Genomic DNA, 14,159 nt, shown 5'->3' with positions numbered 1-14,159 from the left:
TGAAGTAACCAGTCGGTTACCTCACCTACTCATCAACCCTATTTGACAAAGAGCCCTAAAATGAAACAAATTATAAAAAGGAAAGTATTCTTATTCAAAGATTTAGACAAACAAGAAGCTGGATTAACTCCTTTAGAGAAGAAGGTTATCGCTTTATAAATAAAAAGTTCCCTGCTTGCTTTGTGTTTGAAAAGATTGATGACAAAGCCCCTATTACTCGGATCGATTATCGTGAATTTGAGAAAGCGAGTGAATATCAAAACTATATTCAACTTTTTAGTGATATGGGTTGGACAGTTGTTTCAAGCAGTAAAAATTCCGGTGTACACTACTTCCAGCAAAATGATCCTAATTCAGAAGACTTTATTTATTCAAATAAAGAGTCCTATGCTGAAATATACAAGCGTTACGGCCAACAGGCGGTGAACTGGTCTATTATATTTTTGTTTTTCTTTACTATCTTTTCTACTGGAGGTAACAGTTATTCACTTTTTAAACCAAAGACTGCATTTTTTACACCTGGCTTATGGGAAATGACTGGCTGGCAGTTCTGGTCTTCATTTATGTTCGAAATTCCTTTTGCATTAATGAGACTACTCTCTAAAGTTATTTGGTTGGTATTAGCAGCATGGATGGGGTTTGAAGCTTTTGTAAATAAGCGTAAATATAATGACTTAATTCATAATAGCAATTAATATTTTTGAAAAAACATCAAAGACGACAGTGATGAATTATTACTGTCGTCTTTCTTCATATATGTATTCTTTATATTAGTTCTTCAATATATTCTTATTTTAATAACCTTATAATGATAGATTTTGTTACTCTAACTTTCTTTTATGATAGTTAGTGGATCTTTGACAATTAATCACAGGAAAATAATCTGATCGATTTTAATGTGTCTTTTATTACTTTGATTCTTTTTATTCTATTAAGACTAAATATATAATCTAAACAACACATCAAATCCCATTTCGTTTCTCTGTAGAACTAAGAAATGGCCTTCCTCTTCCAAATAACCATTGCAAGTATTACTATCATTATACTAATAGTAAATATCAGTACTATTCTAATGTTGGATATCTCAGGCATAGTAAATAATAAAGCATTTGTATTTTTAGGAGCAAACCATTGCGCTAGCATTAAACCTATTGAAACTAAAAAAGCCAAAGAGATATTATTACTAAAGCTAAAGAACAGTAAACCTATTACACCTATGATTACTCCAATCGAAAGGCTATGAAATACCACCCTCATTAAGCTATAACTTGTTGCACCACTATTTATTAAATAGATATAGCTAAAAGTCATTCCCCCGTAAAAAAACAGCCTAACAATGCCTCGCAACACATATATGTATTCAAGCATCGTATTTCTCATTAAAAGAAGATCTTTTATTGGACTTTGACACTCGGCATAAAATAATGTTACAAAAGAAAAGATTCCGGATAAAGGTAAAAATCGTTCGACAATCATCGCTTCATTAGTAGTGTCTAAATTCTTTACCCCAAAAGCAAAGTAAGTGATCCCCATGATAACTAGATAGACAAACACTTCTAGAGGAAAATTATGCTTTAACTCTAGCTTCAATTGAGAGATTGTTTTTGAAAGCATAATCTCCCCTCCTTCTTCTTTCATATAAAAAGGATGTAACGATTATTAAAAAAAGTGCTAGCCCTATCCAAATGCCTCTCCCCACTAGAAAAACATTGACCTTACTATCAAAATACGCTTGATTGCCCACAGAGTTATATCTAATGAGAAGGCCATACCCAATATTATAAAAAACATTTGTGGAAGATGACATCATGTAAACCAAGGAAAAAATAGGTCCTAGAAATCCTAATAAAATACTATGACTGGCTATTGTTAATAAAGTTGTGAGACTTATAACAAATAAAATAATTGGCAATATCCATGATATAACAAAGAAGTAGGATTTAAACGGACACAATAAACTAGCACCATGTACAAACAGTAATTGAATTTCATAATAGGAAAAGAGTACCAAAATAATAAATAGTAGTGACAAACTCATTGCTAAAACCCTTGTCAAAACCAATTTGATTGAAGATGTATTCTTTATATATAGTGTATTTTCAATAGCTTCTTTTCTGTCTTTGTTCCAAAAATATAAACCTATAAACCAAGAAAATAATAAGGTGAAGATACCTGCATAATCACTAAAATACCTAGCAAAAGCAACATCTAAACCTTCTTCCTTAACAAGCAAATAATCCTTAATGGCCTCTTCATAAGACATTCCTTTGTCACCAAAATGAACCTTATAATTATTCTTAGCATAGAAAGAGCCTCCCCCTATTAAGGCGTCTATTTTGCCTAATTGAGTCTCTAATTTTTCTTCAGTAGGAATTGCTAGATTCTGACTCAAAGGAATATCTTCATATGGCATGCCTATTAAATCAGATAAGATATCTTTAATCGCATCTAATTCATCCTGTTCTAATTTATTTTCTCGATAAAAGCCATAAGGATAACTAATAAAATGATTGTTTTCTATATTTAAGTACAAATCATTCACCAAATTAGAAAAAATATAAGCACGATCCTCTGTTAAATAATGACCATATTGCTCTTGTCCTGGGTCAGGTTCTTTAAAATCATAGGAATCACTCTCTATCTGTCCTGTAATAGCTATAATCAAGGCTATGGCTACCCCTACAAAGATTAAAGACCTGCCTATTCTTTTTAATTCTACTACAAATAATTTCATCTAATCTCTCCTTTCATGAATCTTCATTAAATATGCTGATTCCAAACTAGGAGAGATTCGCTTAAACTGATCCAAAGGTCTTCCCGTATGGATGAAACTTACCATAATACCATTAGCTAATTCTTTTTGCTCAAAGACCAAGTACTCCTCTTTAAATCTTGATAAATCCTTTCTATTTACGAGGGTTTCATAAATTCCACCAGAATATTGATTTAATAAATCTTCCACTGATCCATCATAAATAAAATGACCACTGTCTAATATTCCTAATTTAGTAGCTGTGCTTTCTAAATCGCTTGCAATATGCGTTGAAAATAAAACAATCTTTTCTGTCGCTAGATCACCCAATAAATTTCTAAAGCGAATGCGTTCTTCTGGATCTAGCCCAGCGGTCGGTTCATCAACCACTAAAACTTTTGGATCATTCAAAAGGCTTTGAGCAATACCTAAACGTCTTTTCATACCGCCCGATAAGCTCTTTACTTTTTTATTTCTATCTTGGTTTAGATTAACTAAGTCTAATAGCATCTCCACTCGTTGATTTAATTCAAATCGCTTGAGATTATCCAATGTTCCCAAATAGATTAATGAATCTTTGACTTTCATTTCTGGATAAAAATCAAAATCTTGTGGCAAATAACCTACGAGTCTGCGAATCTCTTTTGGGTTCGATTGACCACAGACTTGAATCTGACCAGTTTTTATAGGTAAAAGTCCCACTATTAATTTCATCAGGGTCGTCTTACCGGCTCCATTTTTACCCAATAGTCCATATAGACCATTATTGATACTGATATTGATGTCGGATAAAACTTTTTTCTTGCCATAAGTAAAACTCAAATTCTTAATTTCGATCGAATTCATCCTACATACCTCCCTTTTAAAACTAGTTGAAGTATATAAAACAATTTCCAATAATTTTCCAAGATTAGGCCTTTTTTATAAATAATTTTGTATTGGCTCCTACATTATTACTCAAGACCATCTTTACCCCTTGTTTTTTCATTATTTCATCTGTAATGTACAATCCCAGTCCCATGTTACCTACTAAAGGGTTTTCACTAAAGTAGGGCTTATTGTAATTATTAAGGGCTTCTTGAGAAAATCCCAAGCCATCATCTTCTATTTCTACTATTAAATAACTTTCATTTTCATAAAGGGAAAGAGTTATTTGATTTTTAGCATGTCTTTTCGAATTTTTAAGAATATTAACCAAACCTTCTATGAATCTTTCTAGATCTAGGTCGATTTTTTGAGATAAATCTTTTAATTTACACCTAAAAGAAAGATTGTCCTCCCAGCAATCTAATTCTCTCTTTATCATATACAATAAGTCTTTACTCTTGATTGTCCGAATGTCTAGTTCCATATCTGCCATGTTCTGACCTATCTGGAGATTATTAACATAATCTTGAATCCTCTTTTCGCTTCTAGTCATGCGAGATAAAATTCGCTTCACTCTCTCATCATCCGGTTCATAAATTGTATTCAGCATTTCCATGTCACCACTTAGCACAGCTAGTGGATTCTTTATCTCATGTAAAATCGTATCCAATTTTTTAGATAGTTCGTTGGTCTTTTGAATAGAATTAAAACGATCTTTCTTTAATTCTATATTTTTCACTACCAATTCAAAGACTTTCTTACTCAGTTCATTCTGGTCTTCTATATTCGCCTCTTCATAATTTTCTAAAAATTTAAAAATCAATTCTATTTTATGCTTATAAAATAGGTTAAAAAAAAGACAAAAGAATAGGATAATCACCACAATCGGTGTGAAATCAATCATTGCTCGCAATAAATCTGAAAACATCAAACTATTAAGAAGACTCGTTCGGTCAGTTAAAGCATTTGATAAAAGAAAATTTTTCTTTATGTCATTTAAAAAAACTTGTAGAAGCAAACCACACGGAATCGAAAAAATTAGACTAACGGACAAATATAAATTAAATGCCCCTCTCAGTTTCCAATTTTTAGAAAATTCTCTTAGCCAATCCATGAATAGCCCAGCCCCCAGTGTGTTTTTATCAAATCTTCTTCTGAATGTTCTGATAATTTGTTTCTAATATTTCTGATATGCTCCGAAACCACCTGGGGACTGCCATAGCTGTCAATTCCCCTTAAACTATCATAAATTCTTTCTTTGCTAAAAATTTGTTTGGGATTATTGATGAGTAAGGCTACTATTTCATATTCAGTTTTTGTCAACTCAATTTCATCACCATTAACTTTGCAGGTTCCAGATTCAACAAGAAGCGAAATATTATTTGATTGTGCTTGTCCTTTTCGATCACCTCTAGTTACGTTAGTATAAATTCTCGCATAGAGCTCATCTAAAGAGAACGGCTTGGTAATGTAATCATCTCCCCCTAACATTAGGCCTTTTATTTTATCTTCTTTATTAGATCTTGCTGATAAAAACAAAATTGGCATTAACCATCTTTCTCTTAGCCGTCTACAGATTTCAAACCCATTATTTCTGGGCAAATTGATATCTAAAAGGATTAAATCGACTCCAGATAGATCGTTAGGAATTTCATCAAAATTATAAGCTTTTAAGACAGTTATCTCTTTGTTTTCTAAAAACATTTCCAGCATATCCACGAGGTCTCTATCATCTTCAATGATTAAAAGCGTTTTGTTTTGCATTATAAGGGCAACTCCTTTATTAAATAATTCTTATCGTTAAGCCTAGAGAATTTAATATAAATACATACAATATTACTATTCGTTTCTCAACATATTCTTCCTAATGCTTCGATTATGACTTTTTATCAGTCAATCATTGAAGAAGACAAGCTGCTTTTATTCTTGAAAAACTTGAAACTAAAATAAATTATCCTCATTCAATACTTTCTACTATGTAGGTACTATTTCAAATTACATATATTTTATACTTAAAATCATCCGTATGCCAAATCAAAAAACTATTCATACATTACAAAAGACAAAGAATATACATTTTATCAAAGGACAAAGGCTATATTAAGATCCTTTTACATGGCCTTTTATCTTTTACACAATTATATGATTTTTATCAAATTTCTCAAAAAGTTTTTTTAGCAGTTCTTATCAACTATCATTTCTTCCATAAGATTATTCCTCCTCTTCAATTAAAAAAATATCTTAAACTCATTTTCAAAGGTGTTTTTTAGAGTTTTTTTATATCGAAAACAGTATCACAACTTCATTTTTCATAAAAAAACAATCCCCTAAAACCATGGTATAAAATGCTTTAAGGGATTTTAAATTTTCTTCCCACTCCTTGAAATTTAAGTTGAAATAGCTATTTATAGGGATTCTTGCAGTCAATTATATGAACAAAAGGTTGTTTTCACTCTTATTATGCTCAGTTTTAGAGAAATAGTATAATTATAGTATCAAAGAAGATATATACTCCCCGTTTATAATTTTATATATTTTGTAGCTCTACCTTGCCCCACTTTTCTGACTAAATTTTCTTCCATTAGATGATCCAAAGCTCTGAGGCTCTTATATTTATCAAAACCAGTTATTTTTTCAATTTCCAATCTACTCAATTCTTTATTTATAGGCATTCTTTGTAAAAGAACAGATGCACTTTCACTTAAACCTTGTATTTGATCTGTCATTATGGGTAATCTAATCATAATTGAATTGGGATACACTTCAAAAATAGGCTGTCTTATTTTTCCTTGATATAAATGTTTTATTCGTTTTATTCCTGTTGCAAATTTTTCTATTAAACCTAATCTATTAAACAAGCTCCCAATTTTTTCATTTCTAAGAATAGAAATTTGCCCACTAATATATTCCTCTTTACTTAATCCTTTCGGTAAGCTTCCTGGTGAAGATATTTCAATATATTGATCATAAATTTCTACTTTAATTGATGCTGGAATACTCCAATCTCTATACACTAGAACATTTGCGATCGCTTCTCTAAAAGCATCTTCCGGAATCATCTCGATCGTTTTTCTAATAATTCCTTCAATTTTTTCGTATTTAAAATATCTTCTCTATACTTCTACCGCTTGATTATATGCACTAAGTATAGAAACATTTTCAATTAAAATTTTCTCCTTAAATTCATTAATATCAATACCAAACGTAACGATATCAATCATTCTAATATTATTTTCATCAGATATAATTTGTGCTGCTAAATTATATCCCTTTCTATCATCATATAAGCCTAGTATTTTTAATATATCTAAACTTAGTTTATCCATATTCATCTTTTTGCGTAGTGCTTCTTCTAAAAGGTTAAAGGTTAGTTCTTGATTTGTTGGAGGCAAATCTTCATAATTTTGCTTCAAACCTTCTAATATAAGTCTCTTCATTTCGTCTCTATCATCTATAGGTAAACTTGAAAAATCTCTTCTCATATACGCTCTATTCTTATATAGATAGGGCTTAAGCCCACTTTCATAAACTTTTAATTCAACAATTTCTTTTATTTCATCTATTTCTATACTGTACTCAGGAACTGGCCTAATGCTATCATTAATCTTGTTTTCAATCCTTAAGGAAAGTTCTTGTAAGTCCTTAAAGTGAACAGAGTTACCACTATCATCTACCCCAAATTGTATAATACCATCATTATAGTTTGCGTAAGCACTGACTGTTTTTAAAAAACTATCGGATAGTTTGGATTTAAATTCTAAATATATGTTTCTCTAGTATTCATCGTTAACCTCCATAGATTTATCGTATTAAAGCAAACGCAAAAAATAGTTTTATCTTGTAGTTATAAAACATAAAACACTGAGTACTACTCCCACTCCTTGAAATTAAAGCTACTTACAGGGGCTTTTGAAAGCCACTTTTGTGAACAAGGTCCATTTTTCACTCATATTATTCTCTGTTTTTTTAAGGAATAGTACCATTTTAGTATCAGAGACTCCTAACTCGTTCCGTCTCTCTATCATCAATTATAAAACTACCCTCATTGATTTCGTTAAGTCTGGCAATAAGCTTTACAAGTAAATCCAACATTCTTTCTTTGTCAGCCTTTTCCTGGTCAGTATTTGTGATCACTCCATTTTCAGTGAGAACATAATTTGACGAGTATAAATCTTGTATTATTTGATGTAACCTCATTAATTCATCGTCTTTAACAATGAGTTCAATATCATAATCATATTCTCCTTTATCTTCATCAAACGTGCATCCCCAGATTGGGCCAGCCCATATATGGAGCATGATTCTTACTGTTTCCATTAATTGAATCTCCTCGCTACAGCTTATTCAGAGGTGCTAAAACTATCAACAAGCTTACAAAGTCATATTTTTTTCACTTCTCACCTTCTGAAACAATCTTTAATAATTTTGCGAACTCCTCTGCTATCTCTCCTGGTGTAAGAATAGCTGTAGTCATCGCTTTTCTATCAGCTATCATCGGACTATAATTAGCCACTTCCTTTTTGGTTAACTGATGCCAGATTGGCAAAATTCTTCCACTTTCTATACTTTCCATTTGAAATAAACCATTTAATTCCTGTTTGGTCCAATACTTACCATCTGCTATATATGAAGGAGAAAGCACCACTATTCCATACTTCGAATGCTTCAACCCACTATCAATTTCTTCCCGTAATGATGAGCCCCAAACAGTATCTTTGTTGTCATACCAAACTGAAACACCTTTTTTCATAAGCTCATCAACTAGTTCATTTACAAAGCTCTCCTTATCCTCATAAGCATGAGAAATAAATACGTCATACGCTCTTTCACTACTCAATGTTTTATTTATCGATTCTACTTTTGATATAGCTACACCCTCTAGTTCCTTAATTCTGTCCTCATACATACGTTGGATCTTTTGAGTCTCTTTTGTTTCTTTCTTCTTCAAATCCTGCTCTGCCTTCTGGAGTTTTTGATATACTTCATTTCTTTTCTTTCGTTTCTCACCAATTTTCTTAGAGTAATTCGCACTCTTCGCTCTTGCCTTGGTTGCGATCTCTTGATACTGACTAATTTGTCTTAATTTACTATTCACAGTAGCTTGAGAAGCTGATTTACTTATTGTAACTTTTAATGCCTTAGATTCTTTAAGTGCAGCCTTCCTATCTTCCTCTGCACGCTTTTTTTCTAAAATAGCGATATCTTTATCAAGATTATTAAGTTGGCTTTGATATTGTTTAACTGACATTAAGCACCTCTATAAGTATCCTTTAAAAACATCTCTAACCTTAACTACTCTCTCAATTACTTGATTCATAAGTTCAGGATAATTACCTTGCTTATTGAAGTTCAAACCAGGAATGTATGATTTAATTCTAGATGCTTTTTTATCATCTAATCTTTCCCAGTGCATATTAAAGCCTAGTTTAGACTCTATTTCATCCCTATGTTCATAAAGATTATCAAATAAGTCTTTACTATCTCGAACATAAAGTTCTACACCGATGCTTCCATCTTTATTAACCAATGTAATACTGATATGAGCACCACTTGTGCCTATTGCTACATCATACCAGTGATCTGTAGTTGCCTTTCTAACATTAAATGGCTTTCCACTTTCTGTAACAACTCTATTGAACTCTGTCCAGAAGTTTAGTCTTTCGGCTTGAGTTTTCGATAAGTCACCATCTTTTACACTCTTATTGCTCTTGATAAAATCATTGGGTTTTTCTACCACTCTAAACATCGGAGCTGGTAAAGAGTCTCCAATTTTATAAGCTTTAATCTCTAATAGAAAAAAGGAGATTTCTTTAGCCATATTGTTGTTTAGCCATTCGATAGCACTCTTATGCTCTTCTCGAGCTTCCTTAACAATCCAGATAATGACATTTGCATCTAGCCCTGAAGCATAAGTAATAACTTTTCCTAAATGATCGTGATCAGTTGAACCCAATTGATTTTCAATAATGATTTTTACACCAGTTGTTTCATCAACAGCTACTAAATCACAACGATAGGAACCTACATAAACCTCCTTGTCTATATCGGTCAATGTCAGACCTACTGTGTCATTTAATAAGTCTATATTTTCATCTTTGGCTAGCCAGTTAGAAAAATTATATTGTTCGTGTGCCCATAACTCTCTAATATCTACTTCTTTTAATCTTCCTAATTTTGTATTTGCACTCATAACTTCCACCTAGTTTTCATATTTCTTCTTATAATAATCAAGTGTTTGATAGAACGCTTTAATTTCTTCTATTTGCATATATTTTTTCATATATACAAAGTCAGGGCCTCCTATGTTATTTACAGGAAGCATTATTTTTTGTCTCTTTAATCTTGCTGTACCCATTTTATAACCGTATCCATATTTTTCTTTTTGACTTTTTATACTCTGAACTAAGAACATTGAATAATATTTATCTTTGTATTTAGATCTAAGCTTTCTTGTATCATTGCCATATAAAGCTTCGTAAGGGTGATAGAAGGCATATCCCACTGATCCATTTCTGTTTACACTAATACATCCTCTTTCTAGTGTTGGGTTTTTATTTGATATAAAATATCCAATCCCATTGTTGTTTGCTGTTCCCGTTACATATGGAATATCCCCATCAATTCTTTCTTTTGCATAAATATCACGACCCCCAGAAATATCAACAAGGTCTTCTAACCAAAATTCCTTCCATTCTTTTTCTTTTAGTAAAGGTAGACGTAAAGCCTCGGAAATGGCTAATCTATATATATATATATATATATTCAAGGGCTTTTTCAAGCTTTTCAACTTCTAGCTTTTGCATAAATTTACTCATATAGTCCCAGTGTGGATTGCCCTTTTTATCTGCTGGTAATATGATTTTTTCAGTTCGAATTCTTTTATCATTAATCTCTCTATTAAATGAATATTTTTCTTCAAGTCTTTTTATTATAGTAGCCATGAAAAGATAAATATGTTTATCTGCATTTTCTAATGTTAGTGATGTTACATGATCGCTTGCTATATACTCATACTGATGATAAAAACAAGAACCTACACTCCCACTATTAGCTATTGTTAAATTTTCTCTAAAAAACCTAACATCTTTTTTGTTTCCAATAAATCCATCAACCCCATTATTAAGGCCAGTAGATGAAACATAAGCTATATTTCCGTCAATATGGTCAGCTTTTTTAAGTCTTTTCCCTCTTTGAATTTTTCTAAATAATTTATCAAATGGAAATACTTTCCACTCAACATCTTCAAATCCAACTAAATCAAAAGCTGTTTCTAGTATTTTTTGTTCATAGTAGTTAATAACATTCTCTGCAATTTCTTTTTGCTCTTGTTTGATATAATCTTCCATAAATTGCCAGTTTACTTTACCATTTGCATCCACAGGCAACAATATCTTTGTCCTATTTAATCTACCAAGCGTCGCTCCATTACCTCCCCAATTAAATTTTTGCATCTGTATTTTGAGTAGCGGGATTAAAAACATAGCAACTCTTTTATTTAGGTTTTTATTTTTAAGAACTTGTATGTTTTGGCCTGTATAAAATGGATTTTCTTGATAAAAAACAGTCTGTGTATCTAAACCTATACTTATAACATTGCCTTCGTCTATTCTATATCTAATATCTTGTTCTTTTGTAATAAAAAGGCTGATTCCATTATCCATATCACTTCTTGTTATATATGGAATCATCCCCGCATTTAAATTCAGTTTGTTTTTATCAATTCCACTACTTGTTGACGAAATCTTAAATATTCCTTCTTCACCGCCAATAAAAAACTCTCCCCACTCCACATCATTTAAGGATAGTCTATTTTTCATCATAAACCTCATCTTCCTCAGCAACTAACAATTCTTCTGCCCTATGAATCTCATATTCATTCTCATCTTCTTCATCTTCTATCCCAAATAAATATCCTCTTCCATGAGTTATCATATTCACTTCAAAGGTAATGTAATCAGCAATGGTGTTTCTAAAGTCTTCTTCTGAAGGGATTTCATCGTTAAAGTAATAGAAAGAATGTAGCCACTCATCATCTGCTTCAACTGTCGTTTTGACACAGAATTTTGTTTCGCTATCTATACGGTCAAACCAGACATCAAGAAGGTGCTGCTTTTTATCTTTTGCATTTGGTGTTTCAACCAAGCCTACATGCTTAGATACCATATATCCGTCATCTTCAAAATTTATAAATTTACACTCTTTTTTCTCATAGTGAGAAACACCTGCTGTGAATATAGCAATACAAGGATTTACCCCAACTCCATAGAAAGTATCTTTATTCAAGGTAATAACACCCTCTAAGGTATGGTTTTTTAATATATTTGCCTTGATTTCCTTTTCGACTTTTGTTTTTCCCGTCATGGTAGATTGGGGAACGATAATAGCAACTTTTCCATCTTCAACCATACAGTCCAATAGATGCTCCGTAAAAGCAATTTCATAAAGATCTTTATTTGCACTTGACCCTTGAGAATATGGAGGATTCATCATACCAATTGTGGGATGCCACTCCTTTTGGATTTTTGCAGGATTTAGTCTTAGAAAATCCGCATTTTCTAAATTGCTTTTCCCATCTCCACGTAAAATCATATTGGTCGTTGCAATGGTAAACATATAGGATTGAGACTCAACCCCAAAGAGCTGATTTTTCTTTATTTCTCTTTTTTCTTGAACATCTCCCGTTTTACTCAACATATTGTGCATAGCAGATATCAAAAAGCCAGCTGTACCACAACATGGATCAAATATGATGTCAGTGCTTTTTATATCTAATAAATCACAGAATAAACTGGTGATATGTTTTGGTGTAAGAATAATTCCTAAAGACTGGCCATCTCCTCCAGAATAGGACATGAACTCTCCATAGAATCTTCCTAAATAGTCTTCCCCATTTCTGTTGTATCTAATATTTTGATAGATTCTTTTTTCTAGAAATTCTGTATAGTGCTTTAATGGGGTTTTACCAAGGGTGTTATTCACCTCATTAATTAAAGTATTATCTCTAATTACAGAAAACTGACTCAATAATTTGTCTTTTTTTACTTGGGGAGAAACATTAGCTCGGTCAAGATTATCTTTTATTGCCTTATAAATTTTTTGACCATCGGTAGTTTTTTCATTTGTATCACCAATTAAACTGCCAATAGAAAAATTACCATAATCTGCCTCCCTTAGGGCCAGTAGTATTCCTGAAACAATTAGTGGCTTATCCTTATCTTGAATTGAACCATAATTCCTCAAATCTTCATGAAGCTCTGCTGCATCTTTTAAAATTTCTTTTGTTTCTTTTTCTTGATTGGTGTCTTCTTCTAAAATCTCTCTGATGTAGTACTCATCTATATTATCTTCATTAAATAATATAAAACTTTCAACTTCTGGTAGTTCTTTATAATTGCCCCTTTCATCTACAAATATAGGGCTTATCCTATGACGCTTCTCATTCCCTGAAATACCAATAGCTATAATTTTTTTATAAGATGTATTTTTTGCTAGGTTTTTACCATAAAACAAAGCTCCGTTAACTGCATAATCACAGATAGCCTGTGTTTCTTCAGAAATTAAATCTTCTTTTGTTCTTATCTCATGATTGGAAACGGAAGCTTTATTTTCAATGACAATCAAAAAGTCCTTAACTGTACCTGTGTATTCTGGATAACCGACATTACCAGTTCCCCTTTTTGAAGCAGTCTTTAAGGCATCATTAATTTCTTTAATTGTTGATCCTTGTGGGTCTAGGTCAATATTTGCTTCTTTTAATAAATCATATACCCATAGGTCTGTACTTTTTCCTTCTCTTGTATACTCATCTTATCTACTCCATTTTCTACTTGATAATCACACAATTTACTATATCCCAAACATTACGACCTAAAGCTTAATAAACTACTCCCAACACATCCATACTAAAAATTTTGTTTTTGCCATGTTTTGCTGAAGACATTCCTACTTCAATTCTTAAATCTTCTTTATACATTTTTCGCTCTTCTAAAATTTTCCAGAGCTTACTGTAATCAAATGCCATTCTTTTATCTCTCAATAACAAGCTAAATCTTACTATTTGACAATGATCAGAATAATCCCAGCCATTATTAAGATAACCCCAATCCCTAATTCAATTAAACCAACTCTACGTGCATAAGATTCTATGTCACTTCCAGCTTTATAATCTGATTCAAATCCATTGATTAGATTGTATTTCTTTTTAAAATAGATTAGATATCCAAACATGCAGAAAGTAATTCCTAATCCAATCAATACTATCTTTAATAAAGTCATTAATATCTCCTCCATAATTTTAGCTAATCATCAAAAACAGCTGAAATTTTTCGTCTTTTATTTCTTAAAGATAATTATATCAAACACAACTTTGCTTTTAAATAAAGGCTCTATAATAAATAGGACTCTGTGCCAGGACTCATGATATACGAACATTACTCACTATAAAAGACCCTAACGTAAAATTCTCTGATAATTGTGGGGAAACGGTCAAAAATAAGCTTCACATAAAGTGTACACTGACCTATCCTGTTGATAGCTGTCT

The 14,159-nt window shown here is 31.7% G+C and carries 16 protein-coding genes; 1 reads left to right on the top strand and 15 read right to left on the bottom strand.

Annotation, left to right across the window (positions count from 1 at the left end):
* Nucleotides 1-122: 122 nt before the first annotated feature.
* Nucleotides 123-695, top strand: coding sequence for a DUF2812 domain-containing protein (locus ACQV2S_RS08240; protein ID WP_428885363.1), 573 nt, complete (start codon nt 123-125; stop codon nt 693-695).
* A 295-nt stretch (nt 696-990) separates the two neighbouring features.
* Here the strand turns inward: ACQV2S_RS08240 and ACQV2S_RS08235 are convergent, their stop codons facing one another.
* The 15 genes from ACQV2S_RS08235 to ACQV2S_RS08165 all read right to left on the bottom strand — a co-directional run bounded on the left by ACQV2S_RS08235 (nt 991) and on the right by ACQV2S_RS08165 (nt 13,894).
* Entirely contained in the window at nt 991-1,614 is a 624-nt protein-coding gene (locus ACQV2S_RS08235; protein ID WP_428885360.1) for a hypothetical protein, read from the bottom strand.
* Nucleotides 1,568-2,734, bottom strand: coding sequence for a hypothetical protein (locus ACQV2S_RS08230; protein ID WP_428885359.1), 1,167 nt, complete (start codon nt 2,732-2,734; stop codon nt 1,568-1,570). Before ACQV2S_RS08230 ends, ACQV2S_RS08235 begins: the two co-directional genes overlap by 47 nt.
* Nucleotides 2,735-3,598: an ABC transporter ATP-binding protein gene (locus ACQV2S_RS08225; RefSeq protein ID WP_428885357.1), complete on the bottom strand. Its 864-nt coding sequence runs from the start codon at nt 3,596-3,598 to the stop codon at nt 2,735-2,737.
* Between the two features lie 64 nt (nt 3,599-3,662).
* On the bottom strand, nt 3,663-4,733 hold the full coding sequence (locus tag ACQV2S_RS08220) for a sensor histidine kinase (protein WP_428885355.1): 1,071 nt from the start codon (nt 4,731-4,733) through the stop codon (nt 3,663-3,665).
* Entirely contained in the window at nt 4,721-5,383 is a 663-nt protein-coding gene (locus ACQV2S_RS08215; protein ID WP_428885354.1) for a response regulator transcription factor, read from the bottom strand. The genes ACQV2S_RS08220 and ACQV2S_RS08215 overlap by 13 nt, the downstream gene beginning before the upstream one ends.
* Before the next feature lie 755 nt (nt 5,384-6,138).
* Nucleotides 6,139-6,678: an ATP-binding protein gene (locus ACQV2S_RS08210; RefSeq protein ID WP_428882459.1), complete on the bottom strand. Its 540-nt coding sequence runs from the start codon at nt 6,676-6,678 to the stop codon at nt 6,139-6,141.
* A gap of 54 nt (nt 6,679-6,732) precedes the next feature.
* Nucleotides 6,733-7,386, bottom strand: coding sequence for an AlbA family DNA-binding domain-containing protein (locus tag ACQV2S_RS08205; RefSeq protein WP_428882469.1), 654 nt, complete (start codon nt 7,384-7,386; stop codon nt 6,733-6,735).
* Between the two features lie 223 nt (nt 7,387-7,609).
* Nucleotides 7,610-7,936, bottom strand: coding sequence for an RNA helicase (locus ACQV2S_RS08200; protein ID WP_428882461.1), 327 nt, complete (start codon nt 7,934-7,936; stop codon nt 7,610-7,612).
* Between the two features lie 73 nt (nt 7,937-8,009).
* Nucleotides 8,010-8,867, bottom strand: a complete 858-nt coding sequence (locus tag ACQV2S_RS08195; protein WP_428882462.1) for a toll/interleukin-1 receptor domain-containing protein — start codon at nt 8,865-8,867, stop codon at nt 8,010-8,012.
* Between the two features lie 9 nt (nt 8,868-8,876).
* On the bottom strand, nt 8,877-9,809 hold the full coding sequence (locus ACQV2S_RS08190; protein WP_428885353.1) for a DUF4268 domain-containing protein: 933 nt from the start codon (nt 9,807-9,809) through the stop codon (nt 8,877-8,879).
* Between the two features lie 9 nt (nt 9,810-9,818).
* Nucleotides 9,819-10,397 carry a restriction endonuclease subunit S gene (locus ACQV2S_RS08185; RefSeq protein ID WP_428885352.1) on the bottom strand — a complete coding sequence of 193 codons (579 nt, stop codon included), beginning with the start codon at nt 10,395-10,397 and terminating at the stop codon, nt 9,819-9,821.
* Nucleotides 10,360-11,439 carry a restriction endonuclease subunit S gene (locus ACQV2S_RS08180; RefSeq protein WP_428885351.1) on the bottom strand — a complete coding sequence of 360 codons (1,080 nt, stop codon included), beginning with the start codon at nt 11,437-11,439 and terminating at the stop codon, nt 10,360-10,362. Before ACQV2S_RS08180 ends, ACQV2S_RS08185 begins: the two co-directional genes overlap by 38 nt.
* Nucleotides 11,426-13,360, bottom strand: a complete 1,935-nt coding sequence (locus ACQV2S_RS08175) for an HsdM family class I SAM-dependent methyltransferase (RefSeq protein ID WP_428885362.1) — start codon at nt 13,358-13,360, stop codon at nt 11,426-11,428. The genes ACQV2S_RS08180 and ACQV2S_RS08175 overlap by 14 nt, the downstream gene beginning before the upstream one ends.
* Nucleotides 13,361-13,493: 133 nt before the next feature.
* On the bottom strand, nt 13,494-13,640 hold the full coding sequence (locus tag ACQV2S_RS08170) for a helix-turn-helix domain-containing protein (RefSeq protein WP_428882465.1): 147 nt from the start codon (nt 13,638-13,640) through the stop codon (nt 13,494-13,496).
* A gap of 32 nt (nt 13,641-13,672) precedes the next feature.
* On the bottom strand, nt 13,673-13,894 hold the full coding sequence (locus ACQV2S_RS08165) for a DUF3784 domain-containing protein (RefSeq protein ID WP_428885350.1): 222 nt from the start codon (nt 13,892-13,894) through the stop codon (nt 13,673-13,675).
* Nucleotides 13,895-14,159: the final 265 nt, after the last annotated feature.

Origin of the sequence: Facklamia sp. P13064, from assembly GCF_050409425.1 — a bacterium.
Classification (GTDB): Bacteria; Bacillota; Bacilli; order Lactobacillales; family Aerococcaceae; genus Facklamia.
The sequence above is the reverse complement of the archived record's forward strand: the minus strand, read 5'-3'. Positions and strand labels throughout refer to the sequence as shown.

What these genes read in the sequence shown, in the direction of transcription:
- ACQV2S_RS08235 (WP_428885360.1), bottom strand. Translation starts at nt 1,614, where the DNA reads ATGCTTTCAAAAACAATCTCTCAATTGAAGCTAGAGTTAAAGCATAAT.
- ACQV2S_RS08180 (WP_428885351.1), bottom strand. Translation starts at nt 11,439, where the DNA reads ATGATGAAAAATAGACTATCCTTAAATGATGTGGAGTGGGGAGAGTTT.
- ACQV2S_RS08220 (WP_428885355.1), bottom strand. Translation starts at nt 4,733, where the DNA reads ATGGATTGGCTAAGAGAATTTTCTAAAAATTGGAAACTGAGAGGGGCA.
- ACQV2S_RS08195 (WP_428882462.1), bottom strand. Translation starts at nt 8,867, where the DNA reads ATGTCAGTTAAACAATATCAAAGCCAACTTAATAATCTTGATAAAGAT.
- ACQV2S_RS08170 (WP_428882465.1), bottom strand. Translation starts at nt 13,640, where the DNA reads ATGGCATTTGATTACAGTAAGCTCTGGAAAATTTTAGAAGAGCGAAAA.
- ACQV2S_RS08165 (WP_428885350.1), bottom strand. Translation starts at nt 13,894, where the DNA reads ATGACTTTATTAAAGATAGTATTGATTGGATTAGGAATTACTTTCTGC.
- ACQV2S_RS08190 (WP_428885353.1), bottom strand. Translation starts at nt 9,809, where the DNA reads ATGAGTGCAAATACAAAATTAGGAAGATTAAAAGAAGTAGATATTAGA.
- ACQV2S_RS08215 (WP_428885354.1), bottom strand. Translation starts at nt 5,383, where the DNA reads ATGCAAAACAAAACGCTTTTAATCATTGAAGATGATAGAGACCTCGTG.
- ACQV2S_RS08230 (WP_428885359.1), bottom strand. Translation starts at nt 2,734, where the DNA reads ATGAAATTATTTGTAGTAGAATTAAAAAGAATAGGCAGGTCTTTAATC.
- ACQV2S_RS08210 (WP_428882459.1), bottom strand. Translation starts at nt 6,678, where the DNA reads ATGATTCCGGAAGATGCTTTTAGAGAAGCGATCGCAAATGTTCTAGTG.
- ACQV2S_RS08225 (WP_428885357.1), bottom strand. Translation starts at nt 3,598, where the DNA reads ATGAATTCGATCGAAATTAAGAATTTGAGTTTTACTTATGGCAAGAAA.
- ACQV2S_RS08200 (WP_428882461.1), bottom strand. Translation starts at nt 7,936, where the DNA reads ATGGAAACAGTAAGAATCATGCTCCATATATGGGCTGGCCCAATCTGG.